The organism is Enterobacter hormaechei subsp. hoffmannii (assembly GCF_001729745.1).
Lineage (GTDB): Bacteria > Pseudomonadota > Gammaproteobacteria > Enterobacterales > Enterobacteriaceae > Enterobacter > Enterobacter intestinihominis.
This window is the reverse complement of record NZ_CP017186.1, coordinates 4,335,463-4,351,761: the sequence shown is the minus strand read 5'-3', so window position 1 is coordinate 4,351,761 and position 16,299 is coordinate 4,335,463. Positions and strand designations below refer to the sequence as shown.

The window sequence follows — 16,299 nt, the reverse complement described above, 5'->3', positions numbered from 1 at the left end:
TTGTTTCCAGATTGTGATTTGATTCACAAAATATTTTTATGCAGATTTCTCCCGTATCCCCTCACGGCAGGAATGCGATACGTACACCTGCCTTTTTTCACGGCTTGATCCATACTGACCTCTTTATGGGCATTAAGGATAAGCAATGAAACTCATCGGCAGTTATACCAGTCCTTTCGTGCGTAAGATTTCGATTCTCCTGCTGGAGAAAGGGATTGAATTTGAATTCGTAAATGAACAACCGTACAACGCAGAGAACGGCGTTGCGCAGTACAACCCGCTGGGGAAAGTCCCGGCGCTGGTAACGGACGAGGGCGACTACTGGTTTGATTCCCCGATCATTGCGGAGTACATCGAGCTGCTTGGCGTTGCGCCAGCCATGCTGCCGGCGGATCCAAAAGCAGCGCTGGCGATGAAGCAAATTGAAGCCCTGGCGGATGGCATTATGGATGCGGCATTAACGTCCGTACGCGAGCAGGCAAGGCCCGCCGCCCAGCAGTCAGAAAATGAGCTGCTGCGCCAGCGCGAAAAAATCAGCCGCAGCCTGGATATGTGCGAACAGCTGATCCGCGACGGGAAAATTCAGAGCGATAGCCTGAATCTGGCGACGATCGCCATCGCCTGCGCCATTGGCTACCTTAATTTCCGCCGCGTCTCGCCGGGCTGGTGCGTGGATCGTCCGCTGCTGGTCAAACTGGCGGAGACGCTCTTCCAGCGCGAAAGTTTCGCCCGGACTGAACCACCAAAGGCTTGATGCGGGTTATAACACTTCCTGGCGGGAGGCGGTACAATCCCCCCACATGTTAACTCCCTCTCCCGTCGGGAGGGGGGAAGATATTTACTCGCCAGGCGCATTCATGACTACTCATCATTCCCTCTACAGCCAGATCCCCGCTACCGATCGTCTGCTTCGTGATCCGCGCATCACTGCGGTGCTGGAGCAGTTTGGCCATACTGCAACGGTCGACATGCTACGCCAGCTTCAGGACGATGCGCGTCGCCATATTCAGGCTGAAAACGCGCTACCCGGCTGGTGCGAGGCATGGGCGCAGGAAGTTGAACGGAGGCTGAGCAAGCACGCGCAAAGCGCGTTGCGCCCGGTTATTAACCTGACAGGCACGGTTCTGCACACCAATCTGGGCCGGGCACAGCAGGCAGAAGAAGCAATAGAGGCCGTCACCCGGGCCATGCGCTCGCCGGTGACGCTGGAGTACGATCTGGACGGCGCCGGGCGCGGGCATCGCGATCGCGCGCTGGCGGATCTTCTCTGCCAGATCACCGGCGCGGAAGATGCCTGCATTGTGAATAACAACGCGGCGGCGGTGCTGTTAATGCTGGCGGCCACCGCGAGCGGAAAAGAGGTTGTCGTCTCTCGCGGCGAGCTGGTGGAGATCGGCGGGGCGTTTCGTATTCCGGATGTCATGCGCCAGGCGGGCTGCACGCTGCATGAAGTGGGCACAACCAACCGTACCCATGCAAAAGATTATCGCGCTGCGGTAAATGAAAACACCGCCCTGCTGATGAAAGTGCATACCAGTAATTACCACATTGAGGGGTTCACCAAAACGGTGGAAGAGGCCGAACTGGCCGCCATCGGGCGCGAGCTAAACGTGCCGGTGATTGCCGATCTCGGCAGCGGGTCGCTGGTGGATATGCGCCAGTACGGTCTGCCGAAAGAGCCAATGGTGCAGGAAATGGTTGCTGCGGGCGTAAGCCTGGTCAGTTTCTCCGGCGACAAACTGCTGGGCGGGCCGCAGGCGGGGATTATCGTCGGCAAGCGCGAACTGATTGCGCAGCTACAGCAGCACCCACTGAAGCGTGCCCTGCGTGCCGATAAAATGACGCTGGCCGCGCTGGAAGCCACGCTGCGGCTCTATCTCCACCCGGAGAAACTGGCTGACCGCCTGCCCACGTTGCGTTTGCTGAGCCGTGATGAAGCCTCTGTTCGCGCGCGGGCGGAAGCGCTACTGCCGCAGGTTGCTCCCCATTACCCTGAGTTTGAAGTTCGTATCGAGCCTTGCCTGTCGCAAATTGGCAGCGGCTCGCTGCCCGTGGACAGGTTACCGAGCGAAGCGCTGACGTTCACCCCGCGCGACGGACGCGGAAGCCAGCTTGAGGCGCTGTCGGCGCGCTGGCGTGCATTACCGACGCCAGTGATTGGCCGGATCGGTGATGGTCGTATGTGGCTGGATTTACGCTGCCTGGAAGATGAAGGGCGGTTTCTGGAGATGATGTTGAAATGATTATTGCCACCGCCGGTCACGTTGACCACGGCAAAACCACGTTATTGCAGGCCATTACGGGCGTGAATGCCGATCGCCTGCCGGAAGAGAAAAAGCGCGGCATGACCATTGACCTGGGTTACGCCTACTGGCCACAGCCCGACGGTCGCGTGCTGGGCTTTATCGACGTGCCCGGCCACGAGAAGTTTCTTTCCAATATGCTCGCGGGCGTGGGCGGGATCGATCACGCTCTGCTGGTTGTCGCGTGCGATGACGGGGTGATGGCGCAAACGCGCGAGCATCTGGCGATCCTGCAACTGACGGGAAACCCGCAGTTGACCGTCGCCCTTACCAAAGCGGACCGTGTGGATGAGGCGCGTATCAACGAGGTGCGTGAAGAGGTACTGGCGGCGCTGAGTGAATATGGTTTTAAGGATGCCGCTCTGTTTGTCACCGTGGCGACAGAAGGCCGCGGTATCGACGCTCTTCGCGACCATTTGCAGCAGATCCCGTCTCGTGAACATGCCAGCCATCACCGCTTCCGTCTGGCGATCGACAGGGCGTTTACCGTGAAAGGGGCTGGGCTGGTGGTGACCGGTACCGCGCTGAGTGGCGAAGTTAACGTGGGCGATACCCTGTGGCTGACGGGCGTGAACAAACCGATGCGCGTGCGCGGGCTTCACGCGCAAAACCAGCCGGTGGAACAGGCCCATGCCGGGCAGCGTATCGCGCTGAATATTGCTGGTGATGCCGAAAAAGACCAGCTTAACCGCGGCGACTGGCTGCTGGCCGACGCGCCGCCGGAGCCTTCTGAACGGATTATCGTTTCTCTACAGACCCACACGCCGCTGACCCAGTGGCAGCCGCTGCATATCCATCACGCGGCCAGCCACATCACCGGACGCGTGTCGCTGCTGGAAAACGATCTCGCCGAACTGGTGTTCGACTCCCCGCTCTGGCTGGCGGATAACGACCGCCTGGTTCTGCGCGACATCTCCGCGCGCGAAACCCTGGCGGGCGCCCGCGTGGTGATGCTGAATCCGCCCCGTCGCGGCAAGCGTAAGCCCGAGTATTTAGCGTGGCTGGCCTCGCTGGCCCAGGCTCGTGACGACAAGTCTGCGTTAGATATCCACCTTGAGCGTGGTGCGGTGGATCTGGCTGCGTTCGCCTGGGCGCGCCAGCTCAGCGGTGAAGGATTGCGTCTTCTGACGCAGGAGCCGGGTTTTATTCAGGCTGGCAACAGCCTGCTGAACGCGCCGGTGGCGGCGCGCTGGCAGCGTAAAGTGTTGAGCACGCTGGCGACCTATCATGAACAGCATCAGGATGAGCCCGGTCCGGGCCGTGAACGTCTGCGGCGTATGGCGTTGCCCATGGAAGACGACGCGCTGGTGCTGTTGCTGATTGAAAACATGCGTGAAAGCGGCGTGATTGCAAGTCATCACGGCTGGCTACACCTGCCGGAACATAAGGCCGGTTTTACCGCTGAGCAGGACGCGGTCTGGCAAAAAGTGGCGGCGCTGTTTGGCGATGAACCCTGGTGGGTGCGCGATCTGGCGCGTGAAACCAATACCGATGAGCAGCTGATGCGTCAGGTACTGCGGCATGCGGCGCAGCAGGGCATGATTGTGGCGATCGTGAAAGATCGTTATTACCGCAACGATCGGATCGTTGCGTTTGCGAACCTGATCCGGGAGCTGGATCAGGCGCGCGGATCAACCTGCGCCGCAGACTTCCGCGATCGGCTGAACGTAGGACGCAAACTGGCGATTCAGATCCTGGAGTATTTCAACCGCATCGGGTTTACGCGTCGTCGTGGCAATGACCATGTGCTACGCGACGCGCAGTTATTTCCGTAAGCGTTAAGCGCTGCGCGCCTGCTTCTGCTTAGCCAGCCAGACCGCGCCCAGCCTTCCCGCCTGGTTACCCAGCTCGCAGGGAAGGATGGGCACCCGGAGCGCTTCCCACTCCTCGAATCGCTGTAAATATTTATCCAGCAGGAGATAGATTTTCTCCTGCTCACTAATGCCGCCGCCAATCAGCACCGCCTGCGGATCAAACATAGAGATCACGCTGTAAATACCGCGCGACAGACAATGCGCCCACGCTTCAATGGCTTCGCGCAGATGCACGTCGCTGTCCATGCGTTTAAACAGCTCCTCACCACCAGGCATCTCATCTTCCGACACGGCCAGCGCGCGGCGGCAGGCTTTCATCAGGCCACTGGCGGACGCCACTTCATGCATCGGTTCGCCCTCATTGCCTACGGGTAGCACGCCAAACTCACCCGCCCGGTAGTGCGACCCGCGGTAGAGATCGCCCTCCATGACGATACCGCCGCCGATGCCGGTGCCGATGGTGATGCAGACGAAATGCTCATAGTCCTTGCCCGCGCCCTGCCAGCGCTCGCCCAGCGCCGCGCAATTGGCATCGTTTTCGATTGTCACGGGGAGATCGGTCAGCTGTGCGAACAGTTCGCACAGGTTTTCGCCGTCAAGATAGTCCAGCGCCCCGGCTTTGGCCGCTTCGCCGGTATGGTGATTGATATGTCCTGGAAAACTCACGCCAATACTGGCGATCTCGTGCTCCTGGCAGTACTTATCCACTACCGCTTTCCACTTCTCTTTGAAGGTGCTTTCATCGTCCGGCGTATCATATTCATCGGATGTCAGTTCTTCGCCGTTTTCATTAATTACGCCGTGTTTGATGTGGGTTCCACCCACGTCAAAGCCGATAAATAGCTGCATTGCATCATTCCTCATGAGCCCTTGAGCTATTAAGTATGGCTGCGGCGGCAGAAACGAAACGTAAAGTACGGTAATCCGTGATGCGGCTCGTAAACCCGCTACCCGCTGGCGAGAAAATCACCAGCCGGAACTACCCTTGTTGTACAACAACAGCAAGGAGACGGTCATGACAAACAATCCTCCCTCATCGCGTATCCAGCCTGGCGAGTATGGTTTTCCCCTTAAGCTGAAGCCCCGCTATGACAACTTTATCGGCGGCGACTGGGTGGCGCCCGTCGACGGTGAATACTATTCCAACCTGACGCCCGTTACCGGCCAGCCGCTGTGTGAAATTGCCAGTTCGGGCAAACGGGATATCGATTTAGCGCTGGATGCGGCGCATAAGGCGAAAGATAAGTGGGGGCAAATGTCCGTTCAGGACAGAGCGGCCATTTTGTTCAAAATCGCCGATCGGATGGAGCAGAATCTGGAGCTGCTGGCGACCGCAGAAACGTGGGACAACGGCAAGCCGATCCGCGAAACCATGGCGGCGGACGTGCCGCTGGCGATCGACCATTTCCGCTATTTTGCGTCCTGCATCCGTGCCCAGGAGGGGGGAATAAGTGAAGTTGACAAAGATACCGTGGCGTATCACTTCCACGAGCCGCTCGGCGTGGTGGGGCAAATTATTCCGTGGAACTTCCCGCTGCTGATGGCGAGCTGGAAAATGGCGCCCGCGCTGGCGGCGGGTAACTGCGTTGTGCTGAAACCTGCACGCTTAACGCCGCTTTCGGTACTGCTGCTGATGGAGGTAATTGGCGACCTGTTGCCGCCGGGGGTCATTAACGTGGTCAACGGGGCCGGGGGAGAGATCGGCGAATATCTGGCTACTTCAAAGCGTATCGCCAAAGTGGCGTTTACCGGCTCAACGGAAGTGGGTCAGCAGATTATGCAGTACGCGACCCAGAACATCATTCCGGTCACCCTGGAGCTGGGCGGGAAATCGCCGAACATCTTCTTTGCCGACGTGATGGATGAAGAGGACGCCTTCTTCGACAAAGCGCTGGAAGGGTTTGCGCTGTTTGCGTTTAACCAGGGCGAAGTCTGCACCTGTCCGAGCCGCGCGCTGGTGCAGGAATCCATTTATGAGCGCTTTATGGAGCGGGCGATCCGGCGCGTGGAGTCGATTCGCAGCGGTAATCCGCTGGATAACGTTACCCAGATGGGGGCGCAGGTATCGCATGGCCAGCTGGAAACCATCCTCAACTATATTGATATCGGTAAAAAAGAGGGGGCCGATGTGTTGACCGGCGGTCGTCGTAAGGTGCTGGGAGGCGATTTGCAGGAGGGCTACTACCTTGAGCCGACTATCCTGTTCGGTAAGAACAACATGCGCGTTTTCCAGGAGGAAATTTTTGGACCGGTGCTGGCCGTCACCACGTTTAAAACCATGGACGAGGCGCTGGAGCTCGCCAACGACACGCAGTATGGCCTGGGGGCGGGGGTCTGGAGCCGTAACGGTAACCTTGCCTATAAAATGGGCCGCGGCATTCAGGCCGGACGCGTATGGACAAACTGCTATCACGCCTATCCGGCTCATGCGGCGTTTGGCGGCTACAAACAGTCGGGCATCGGGCGCGAAACCCATAAAATGATGCTGGAGCACTACCAGCAAACGAAATGTCTGTTAGTCAGCTACTCCGATAAACCGCTGGGGCTGTTTTAATCTCCCGGGCGGCCTGAGCCGGGTTAAAGCCGGGTGGCGGCTTCGCCTTACCCGGCCTACTTTTTACTCCCTCTCCCGTGGGAGAGGGCTGGGGTAAGGGCAACAGGCCGCAGTTATTCAGCCTTCATCCACCCATATCCGCATTTCCCCTTCTCCCCGGTTTGCCCAGCTGAACCACGGAATAAAGGTCAGCGTCTGGGGCTGACGTTCTACCGGCGAGTGGTCGTACTGCCACAGGGCATCAGTGTCCTTCGCCTGACACCCAATCCCTTCCGCCTGTATCAGCATCTTGTGCGCGAAAATGCCTTTGCCTTCAAATACCCGAAACGCGCTGTCTTGCGGCAAAGAAAGGTTATGCAGATTTGCGCCGTTATCGGCTTCTTCCAGGCAGTAAACCAGCGGCCCACGCTGCAATGCGACTTTCCCCGCCTGCTGGCGCACCTGCGGGTTGCCGTACACGCGGCGGACCGGCATCGGTAACGTCAGCGTCAGCGTGTCGCCTTCCTGCCAGTTGCGGTTTAGGTATAAGTATCCACGGGAGACCTCGCCTGTAATGGCTTGACCATTGAGCGAAACAGCCGGTTCCGCACACCAGTCCGGCAGCCTCAGGGCCAGCGTGTGAGTTACCGGAACTGGTGAGGTTATCTCGATTTTCACCTGCTCATGCCACGGATAGTTTCCGCTAATCCGCAGCTGGAGGGTGTTTTCCCCCACCGGAATGGCGACGTCGTTCCCCACGTACAGGTTGATCAACAGCGCGTCCGGGCGAACGGTATAAATATAGTGCCCCAGCGAGGTCAGCACGCGCGCAATATTCGGCGGGCAACAGGCGCAGCCGAACCAGCGCTGGCGCACCGGTTTCACGTGGTCATAGATATGGTTAAAGGCCAGTGTTTTCGGGTGCACTTCCAGCGGATTTACATAAAAGAAATGCTTACCGTCCAGCGCCATGCCACCCAGCACCGTGTTGTATAGTGCGCGCTCCATCACGTCGGCGTAGTGGCCGTCCGCCTCCATCTCCAGCATCCGGCGGGCAAACATCATCAGGCCGATGGAGGCGCAGCTTTCGGCATAGACCGTATCGTTGGGCAGATCGTAATCGCTGCTGAATGCCTCGCCGCTGCTTTGCGAGCCAATCCCGCCGGTGATGTACAGCTGGCGCTGTGCCATGTTGTTCCACAGCCGCAGGCAATCCTGACGTTTCCCTTCGTCGTTGCTCAGGCGCGCCAGATGCGCCATGCCCGCCATCAGATAGACAAAACGCACGGCGTGGCCGATGGCCGTTTGTTGTTCGGCAAGGGGCTGATGCGCCTGGCTGTAGGCTTTGTCCTTGACCATCCACGCCGGGCCATAGGTGTTCCAGTATGACGTTCTGCCGCGCTTCTCATATTCGATATCGTAGAAGTGAGGCTGCGTGCCGCGTTCCTCAATAAAGTATTTCACCAGATTGAGATAGCGTGGCTCCTGCGTGACGTCGTACAGCCGCATCAGCGCCAGCTCGATTTCCGGGTGGCCCGGATAGCCGTGCAGCTGGTTTTCGCCCGGGCCAAACACGCTGTCGATATGATCCGCCAGCCTGCACACCACGTCCAGCAGGCGGCGCTTTCCGGTTCCCTGGAAATACGCCACGCCCGCTTCAATCATATGTCCGGCGCAGTACAGTTCGTGGCATTCGGCCAGATTGGTCCAGCGCTCGGCCGGTGCTTTCACCGTGAAATAGGTATTGAGATAGCCATCTTCACACTGCGCCGCTGCGACCAGCTCGATCACCTCGTCGGCGGTTTTTTCCAGTTCGGCATCCGGCTTCTGGCACAGCGACCACGCTACGGCTTCGAGCCATTTCGCCACGTCGCTGTCCTGAAAGACCATCCCGTAAAACGCCCCCTGTTCCAGACCGGCCGCGATACGGAAGTTGGCGATGGCGTGGCTGGGTTCAGCCTCCGCCACGCGATCGTTAAGCGCATCCCACTGGTAGGGGATTACCACATCGCGGACCAGCCGTTGGTACTGACCAAGAAACGGGTCGTTGATTTTCAGCTGATGCAGGTCGGCTTCCATTATGGTCATATCGTTCTCCTCAGGACTGTACATGACGCTGGCGCAAATCGGTTGCAATGCGCGACATCACGGGATTGTTAAGCCTGCACCAGCGGATAGCGACCGCCAGCAGCAGGTGGAAAAGGGCAGGGAGCAGCGTCTCCATGGCGGTGATGCCCTGCAATGAGGCGGGTGTCTGGTTGCCCGCGCCTGGCTGATAGGCCACGGCAATAAACACCAGGCTGATGATCCCGGCGCTGGATGCCCACGCGAGCTTGATGAAAAATAGATTGAAGGCGAAATTCATCCCCGAGGAGCGCACGCCGGTTTTCCATTCGCCGTAGTCATCGGCAAAGGCCATTAGCGAGAAGTGAAGCGGCAGGGTGAAGCCCAGGATCACGCCGTTACTTAAAATCACGATAAGCCAGAGCGTCTGGTGCGCCGGGCCACCTGGCAGGAACCACATTCCCATAGCAAGCGCAGCGAGTACCAGGTTGGTGTAGTAGTAGAGTTTGACGGTATCAATCCGCCGCGACAGCGGGTTGACGATCACCGCGCCCAGAATGGCGGCAAAGGTCACCATGGTGAAAAACAGCGAGGTGTACGCCGTGCTGCCCTGAAGCACGTAGGTGATGAAGTACATGTACCCGCCGCCGCGAATGTTGAAGACGTTGATCAGCAGAAACGACATCACCAGCATCAGCAGCAGCTGATCGTTTTTACGCAGGCCCGCCAGGTGCTCGCGCAGGGTAAATTTCCCCATCAGCGCAAGCGGGACGCGCTCGCGCACCCAGAAGAAGCAGCACAAGAACATCACCACAGCGATGGCGCACAGTACGCCGACGCCCAGCTGATAACCCCGGGCGGTATTGCCCTGTCCCAGCTCTGACACCAGCCACGGCAGGCCAACGGAGACCAGAAAGCCCGCCACGCCGCACAGTACGAAGCGCCAGGACTGGCAGGATATTACCTCGTTGTGGCGGGTGGTCATGGTGTTGATCAGCGCGCAATACGGCACGTTGATGGCGGTATAGCCTACGGACAACAGCAAATAGGTGCCGAACGCCCAGGCGATTTTCACGCCCATGCTGGCGTCCGGGACGGTGAAGGTCAGCACGCCGACGATCCCGATGGGAAGCGCGACCCACAGCTGCCACGGACGAAAACGCCCCCAGCGGCTCTGCGTGCGGTCGGCAATCACGCCCATCACCGGATCGGAAATCGCGTCAAATACCCGAAGAGCAATAAACAGCGTGCCCACCAGCGCGGGCGTCAGGCCAAATACATCGGTATAGAAAAAGGTCAGGAAGTTCATGATCAGGCAGGTAATTACCGTGCCGCCCGCGTCGCCCAGGCCGTAGCCAATTTTCTCGCGGACTGACAGTCGGTCATCGGCTGCCTGTTTTGCAACTTCTGCGTCTGTAATCGGTGTGGAAGTCATGGGGTAACTCCTCGATAAACGATTTTTTATCGTATTTGTGCAAGGTACCCCATTTATTCTGCATTCAACGGGCAGTCCAACAAGGGAAGGGAAAAGTATAAAAAGATGACGATTCCGACCTGATGGTAAAACTGTGAGTTTGATCGAGCTGTTCTGCTGATATTTATTAATAATCAAACAATAAACGCAATATTAGCCACCATAAAAGCGGGAAATTGAATATCCATGCTTGAATTATCCATAGCACTTCCGATTAAGGTTCAAAATGGCGGGTTATTTATCTCCCGGGGCGTGGGTCGTCATCCCGCACGAAAATTATCTTCGTGGGAGATAATCTTTGTCGAAAAAGGGACATTAACGATCCAGGAGGAAAATACGCTGTTTGAGGTAAACGCCGGCGAGAGTTTATTACTTTGGCCGAAGCGGCGGCATGTCGGTGTGGAAGATTTTCCGGGCGATCTCAAATTTTACTGGCTGCATTTTGAGGTGGATGAAGGCTTGCCTGCGTTGCCAGGTGCGACGCCACTGTCGATTGAGCAACACTGTAGCGTGCGGGATCCGCAATATGTTATTGCGTTATTCCGTCAGTTTTTAAGCGAGCAGGAAAAATTACAGCGTAGCCAGGCGCTGGAGATAATTTTGCTGTTAATTTTGCAGCAGATATCGCTCTCGCCGGGATATGAAGATAAAGCGGATGATGCGGGCGCAGCAATGGCGTGGAAGGCCAAACAGCTTATCCGCACTCACTTTCATTTGCCCATATCCACTTCACAGCTGGCGAAAGAGCTGCACTGCAACGCAGATTACCTGGGGCGAGTATTTCGCCGGACGTTTCATTTAACCCTGACGGAGGCAATACACCGCCAGCGCGTCAGGGCCGCTGAAAAATTGTTGCTGAACGATGCGGCCTCATTAACTGAAGTGGCCACCCGGTGCGGTTTTAATGACGTGGGTTATTTCCGGCAGATATTCTCGAAACATACCGGGTTAACGCCCGCCGTCTGGAAACGGCGGTACTGTAAAGAGCATATTAATTCCGGATGATTACTGGCCGTAATAGGCATTTGCGCCATGCTTGCGCAGGTAATGCTTATCCAGCAATTCCTGCTGCATAACCGGAAGCTGTGGTGCAAGCTGGCGCGAGAAAAGCCCCATATAGGCGCACTCTTCCAGCACCACGGCATTGTGTACCGCATCGGCAGCGTCTTTGCCCCAGGCAAACGGGCCGTGAGAGTGTACCAGCACCGCCGGGACCTGCATCGGGCTTATGTCGCGCTCCTCGAAGGTTTTGATAATGACTTCCCCCGTCTGGTATTCATATTCACCCGCGATTTCAGCCGTGGTCATCAGCCGCGTGCAGGGGATCGCACCGTAGAAATAGTCCGCGTGCGTCGTTCCCCACGCGGGTAAATCCTGCCCCGCCTGCGACCAGATGGTGGCGTGGCGGGAATGGGTATGCACAATGCCGCCAATTTCCGGGTAACGACGATACAGCGCGAGATGGGTCGGGGTGTCGGAGGAGGGTTTTTTACTCCCCTCGACCACTTTACCCGTGGCGATATTTACCACCACCATATCTTCTGCGGTCATCACGTCGTACTCCACGCCGGATGGTTTGATCACCATCATGCCGCTGTCACGGTCAACCGCGCTGACGTTGCCCCAGGTGAACGTCACCAGCTGGTGGGCGGGCAGGGCGAGATTTGCCGCCAGCACCTCGGCTTTGAGTTGTTCTAACATGTCATGCCTCCTTCCTGCATTCGGGCTTCAATCCAGCGGCGCGCCTGGATGATCTCCAGTACCGGCTCTTTGGCTTTCTCGGTCCACATTTCAATCAGAAATGCGCCGCGATAGTTAAGTTGATTCAGCGTGTTAAACACGCCAACGAAATCGACGCAGCCCTCGCCAAACGGCACATCGCGGAACTGGCCGGGGCTTTTTTCGGTTACGGGCCGGGTGTCTTTCAGATGGATAGCGGCGATGCGGTCAATGCCCAACGTCAGCTCGGCGGTGACGTCGTTGCCCCACGCGCTCAGGTTGCCGACGTCCGGGTAAACGCTGAACCACGGCGAGGCGAGCATGTCGTCCCACTTTTTCCACTTGCTGATGGAGTTCATAAACGCGGTGTCCATGATCTCTACCGCCAGCATTACCTGCGCGGAAGCGGCCTGCTCTACGGCCCACGCCAGCCCTTCGGCAAAGCGCTGTTGCGTGCCCTCGTCATGCTCCTCGTAGTACACGTCATAACCCGCAAGCTGGATGGTGCGAATACCCAAATCACGGGCCAGCCGGATGGCTTTGGTCATGATCTCGCGGGCGCGTTCGCGCACGGTGTCATCGCGGCTGCCAAACGGGAAGCGACGATGGGCAGACAAGCACATCGACGGGATGGCCACGCCGGTCTCCAGCATCGCTTCCACCAGAGAGGCGCGCTGCGTGGTACTCCATTCAAGGCGCGATAAACGCTCGTCGGTCTCATCCACCGACATCTCCACAAAATCGAAGCCGCAGCTTTTTGCCAGAACCAGGCGCTCCGGCCAGGAGAGATCTTTTGGCAGCGCTTTTTCGTAAATGCCTAACGGATGCTGACGCATGGTTACTCTCCCCAGATGTCGCGAATTTGCGAATGGAATGCTTGTGCCACCTGCGGCGGATTGGCGGCGCCTGCCAGCGCGCGCCCGGCAATGAAGGCTTTGACGTTGATCTGCTTAAACAGCGGCAGGTCAGCGGGGGTGATACCGCCAGTGATGGAAAGCTGTAGCCCGATATCGGACAACGCCTTCATTTTGCTGAGATCCGCCTCGCCCCACTGCTGGCCGCTGGCCTGTGCGTCGCGCCCGCGGTGGTATATCGCCTGCTTCACCCCGATGCGGTGCCACGCGCGCGCGTCGTCCAGCGTCCAGTTGCCAAACAGCTCCATCTGGATCTCGCCGCCGCCGCGCAGTGCGACCTCGTGGCCACGTTCAACGGTGGCCAGCGGGGCGGCACAGATGATGGTCATCCAGTTTGCGCCTGCGCCAAACGCCTGCTCAGCCAGCGTTTCTCCGGCATCGGCGACTTTCCAGTCCGCCACGATAATTTTATCCGGACACTGAGCGCGCAGGGCGCGAACGGCGTTTAGCCCTTCGGTCAGACACAGGATGGTGCCGGCTTCGACGATGTCGACGTGATCGGAAAGCGTCGCGACATCCCGCTGCGCGGCCTGAAGTGAGGTGTGGTCGAGCGCCAGCTGCAATAATGGTCGGCTCATAGGTCGTACTCCTTAACACGGGCGTGATAGCCCTGTAATGCTGAAATCAGTAGCTGGTAACGGTGATATTTGCGCTGGTAGGCGGCATGGGCACGCATGTCAGGTTCAATCATCCGGATGTCATGCCTGAGGGCGCGCTGAGCGGCGTAAAAATCGGGATAGAGACCTGTACCGACGAGCGCGGCCAGCGCCGCACCGGAACAGCCGGTCTCTTCCACCTGCGGGAGTTCAATCGCCAGGCCGCTGACGTCCGCGAGCATCTGCATCCACACGTCCGAATGGGTGGGGCCGCCCGTCACGCGCAGGGTCTGCACGTGGGGAAAGCGTTCGAGCATACGGTTGAGGTGGGTCATGTGGCTGAATACCACCCCTTCATAAACCGCCTGGAGGAGGTGCGCGCGGGTATGCAGCGCCTGCAAACCATAGAAGCCGCTGGTCATCTCCAGTCCGGCGTTGCTGCCGTAGAGGAAAGGCAGGAAGAACACATCGCTTTCAGCTTTTGGCAGGCTGGCCACGGCGTGGTTAATCTCATCGAATGACATTTCGCCCCATTGGGCCGTCAGCCATTCCAGGTTGCCGGACGAGGTGGGGCTGGCTTCGTGAACGATGAACTGCTGCGGATGGACATAGCGGCCATAGACGTAGGGGAACGGCTCGTTGTCGCGGATGCCGTGGGCAATCCCACTGGTCACGGCCCAGGTCCCCATTACGGCATTCAGCGTATTTTCGTCATGCAGCCCGGCGCAGATCGCGGTGGAAACCACATCAAACAGTCCACCAACGACGGGAGTACCCGCCGTGAGACCGGTCAGTGCGGCTGCCTGAGCGGTGATTTCCCCGCAAATTTCTGCTGAACCGATAATAGGCGGCAGGGCACCGTCAATGTCGCTGATGCCGAGCCAGCGCGTGAGCTGCGGATCGTACTGCCCGATATTCATGTTGTAGAGATTGGATTCCGAGATGTTGCTCTCTTCGCAGCCTTTGACCCCGGTCAGACACCAGCGCAGGTAATCGTGCGCCATCATCACGCTGCCGATTTGCTGATACCGCTGCGGCTCGTTCTCTTTAACCCAGCGCAGGAGTGAGGCCGGATGCCCCGTCCACAGCGTCTGGCGAGTATGCGGATAGAGCTTTTCGGGTATACCGTCCTGCTGCCAGCGTTGCACGATCTCCAGCGCACGGCGATCGGAGGAGAGTATGGCGTTACCCAGGGGGCGATCCTGTTTATCGAGCAAAAATAGCCCCTTGCCCTGGGCTGAAATGCCAACGCCTTTAATCTGACCGCCGTCAGCGCCTGAATTTTTAAGCAGCAGGGCGACGGTTTTGTGGCAGTGCTGCCAGAGCTGGTGCATATCCCGCTCGGCGTAGCCAGCGCGTGGGCTGAGCGTGGCCACTGAGCGGCGTTCAATACAGACTTCTTTGCCCTGGCTGTTGTATAAACCGGCTTTCAGATAAGTACCGCCACAATCGATACCCAGCCAGAAGGGCTCTTTTTCACTCATCTTCTTCTCGCTTAATTGCCGGGTGGCGCTTCGCTTACCCGGCCTACGGTTTGGTTTAGTGAATCAGGTGAGGGCCTCAGGCCGCACGCTTATGCGAGTTCACCGTGGGGTTGGGCTCTGCTCCGGCATCGCATTTCGCCGGTAACATCAGGGCCAGCAGCGATGCCAGCGCCAGCGAAACCGCCAGGCAGTAAACGCCTGCGTCTTTGCTGTACAGGGTGATCAGTACGCCTACCGCATAAGGACCGCAGAACCCGCCGAGGTTGCCCAGGGCATTAATCACGCCGCGAGCGCCACCCGCCATCTCAGCGCTGAACAGACGCGCCGGGATGGTCCAGAACACGCCCGCTGCGGATTGCAGGAAGAAGCCACAGCCCACCAGAGCGGCATAGGCCAGCCAGGTGTGCTCTTTCAGCGCCACGGAGAGGAACATGCAGAGCGCAAAGCCAATCAATGGCAGGGAAACAAACAGCTTGCGCTTGCCGGTGCGGTCAGAGAGCGTAGAGAACAGGAACATGCCGGCAATGGCGCCGATGTAAGGCAGAATGGCGAGCATTCCCACCTGGCCGATGCTGGTGTGCGTCAGTTCTTTCAGAATGGTGGGCAGCCAGAGGGTGTAACCGTAAATGCCGGTCTGGTAGAAGAAGTTGAGGGCGATCAGCTGCCACATGGTTTTGTCAGACAGCACTGCGCTGAGCGAGGCGTTTTTCACCTCTTTACCCGCAATGGCCTGCTGCTCTGCCGCCAGTGTTTGTACCAGGTAGTTTTTCTCGGCCTCAGAGATCCAGCGCGCTTCCTGCGGCCGGTCGTAGACGGTGAACGCCCACAGCACCAGCACAACAACGGACATCAGACCTTCAATAATGAACAGCCAGCGCCAGTCGAGAGCGGTGATAATCCAGCCCGACAGTGGGGCGGTGATGATCCCGGCGATGGGCACGAACATGATCACAATCGCGTTGGCGCGGCCGCGCTCGGCATCCGGAAACCAGTTACTGATCATCGTGAGCACAACGGGCAGCATCCCGCCTTCCGCCACGCCGAGTAAGAAGCGCAGCACCAGCAGCTGATACTGGTTGGTTACAAGCCCGGTCAGAACCGAGATCACCGCCCAGGCAACCAGCGACCAGCCGATAAACTTCTTACCGCTGCCGTGCACGGCAATTTTGCCGCCGGGAACTTGCAGGAACAAATAGCCAATAAAAAAGATCCCCCCCGCCAGGCCCGCCATCGTGGCGGAAATGCCCAGCTCTTCGTCCATACCGCCGGGCATCGCAAAAGCTATATTTACGCGGTCCATATAGGAAATAATGCAGGCGATAAGAATAGGGGGAATGATCCTTAGCCAGCGCTGGCGCGGAATGTCCGCGTGTAGAGCATTAGAAGAAATATTCATAG

At 58.3% G+C, this 16,299-nt stretch carries 13 protein-coding genes; 5 read left to right on the top strand and 8 right to left on the bottom strand.

From position 1 onward, the window contains the following. The first annotated feature begins 145 nt into the window (after window positions 1–145). The 3 genes from BFV65_RS20565 to selB all read left to right on the top strand — a co-directional run bounded on the left by BFV65_RS20565 (window position 146) and on the right by selB (window position 4,078). Entirely contained in the window at window positions 146–754 is a 609-nt protein-coding gene (locus BFV65_RS20565; protein ID WP_015572763.1) for a glutathione S-transferase, read from the top strand. Window positions 755–857: 103 nt separating this feature from the next. Then, entirely contained in the window at window positions 858–2,243 is a 1,386-nt protein-coding gene (gene selA, locus BFV65_RS20560) for an L-seryl-tRNA(Sec) selenium transferase (protein ID WP_023298870.1), read from the top strand. Then, window positions 2,240–4,078, top strand: a complete 1,839-nt coding sequence (gene selB, locus BFV65_RS20555) for a selenocysteine-specific translation elongation factor (RefSeq protein ID WP_023298869.1) — start codon at window positions 2,240–2,242, stop codon at window positions 4,076–4,078. The genes selA and selB overlap by 4 nt, the downstream gene beginning before the upstream one ends. A gap of 3 nt (window positions 4,079–4,081) precedes the next feature. Here selB and BFV65_RS20550 read toward each other — a convergent pair whose 3' ends face one another. Next, entirely contained in the window at window positions 4,082–4,966 is an 885-nt protein-coding gene (locus tag BFV65_RS20550) for an ROK family protein (protein WP_069597047.1), read from the bottom strand. A gap of 166 nt (window positions 4,967–5,132) precedes the next feature. On the opposite strand from BFV65_RS20550, the gene aldB reads away from it, so the two are divergent. Further along, window positions 5,133–6,671 (top strand): aldehyde dehydrogenase AldB, encoded by a 1,539-nt coding sequence (gene aldB, locus BFV65_RS20545; protein WP_023307168.1) that lies wholly within the window; start codon window positions 5,133–5,135, stop codon window positions 6,669–6,671. Window positions 6,672–6,788: 117 nt separating this feature from the next. On the opposite strand, the gene BFV65_RS20540 is transcribed toward aldB, so the two are convergent. Together BFV65_RS20540 and BFV65_RS20535 are read right to left on the bottom strand one after the other, a co-directional pair. Beyond that, window positions 6,789–8,738: a glycoside hydrolase family 127 protein gene (locus tag BFV65_RS20540; protein ID WP_023298866.1), complete on the bottom strand. Its 1,950-nt coding sequence runs from the start codon at window positions 8,736–8,738 to the stop codon at window positions 6,789–6,791. 10 nt (window positions 8,739–8,748) lie between these two features. Next, window positions 8,749–10,149 carry an MFS transporter gene (locus tag BFV65_RS20535; RefSeq protein WP_022649754.1) on the bottom strand — a complete coding sequence of 467 codons (1,401 nt, stop codon included), beginning with the start codon at window positions 10,147–10,149 and terminating at the stop codon, window positions 8,749–8,751. 225 nt (window positions 10,150–10,374) lie between these two features. Between BFV65_RS20535 and BFV65_RS20530 the strand changes: the two genes are divergently transcribed. Further along, on the top strand, window positions 10,375–11,193 hold the full coding sequence (locus tag BFV65_RS20530) for an AraC family transcriptional regulator (protein ID WP_022649753.1): 819 nt from the start codon (window positions 10,375–10,377) through the stop codon (window positions 11,191–11,193). Here the strand turns inward: BFV65_RS20530 and araD are convergent, their stop codons facing one another. The 5 genes from araD to BFV65_RS20505 all read right to left on the bottom strand — a co-directional run bounded on the left by araD (window position 11,194) and on the right by BFV65_RS20505 (window position 16,297). After that, complete coding sequence (gene araD, locus BFV65_RS20525) at window positions 11,194–11,889, bottom strand: L-ribulose-5-phosphate 4-epimerase (RefSeq protein WP_038416909.1); 696 nt, start codon at window positions 11,887–11,889, stop codon at window positions 11,194–11,196. Further along, complete coding sequence (locus BFV65_RS20520) at window positions 11,883–12,743, bottom strand: L-ribulose-5-phosphate 3-epimerase (protein WP_038416908.1); 861 nt, start codon at window positions 12,741–12,743, stop codon at window positions 11,883–11,885. Before BFV65_RS20520 ends, araD begins: the two co-directional genes overlap by 7 nt. Window positions 12,744–12,745: 2 nt before the next feature. Continuing rightward, window positions 12,746–13,399: a 3-keto-L-gulonate-6-phosphate decarboxylase UlaD gene (gene ulaD / locus BFV65_RS20515; RefSeq protein ID WP_023298862.1), complete on the bottom strand. Its 654-nt coding sequence runs from the start codon at window positions 13,397–13,399 to the stop codon at window positions 12,746–12,748. Continuing rightward, a complete protein-coding gene (locus BFV65_RS20510) occupies window positions 13,396–14,901 on the bottom strand; it encodes an FGGY-family carbohydrate kinase (RefSeq protein ID WP_069597046.1) in 1,506 nt (501 codons plus the stop codon). Before BFV65_RS20510 ends, ulaD begins: the two co-directional genes overlap by 4 nt. A 76-nt stretch (window positions 14,902–14,977) precedes the next feature. After that, window positions 14,978–16,297 (bottom strand): MFS transporter, encoded by a 1,320-nt coding sequence (locus BFV65_RS20505; protein WP_038416906.1) that lies wholly within the window; start codon window positions 16,295–16,297, stop codon window positions 14,978–14,980. Window positions 16,298–16,299: the final 2 nt, after the last annotated feature.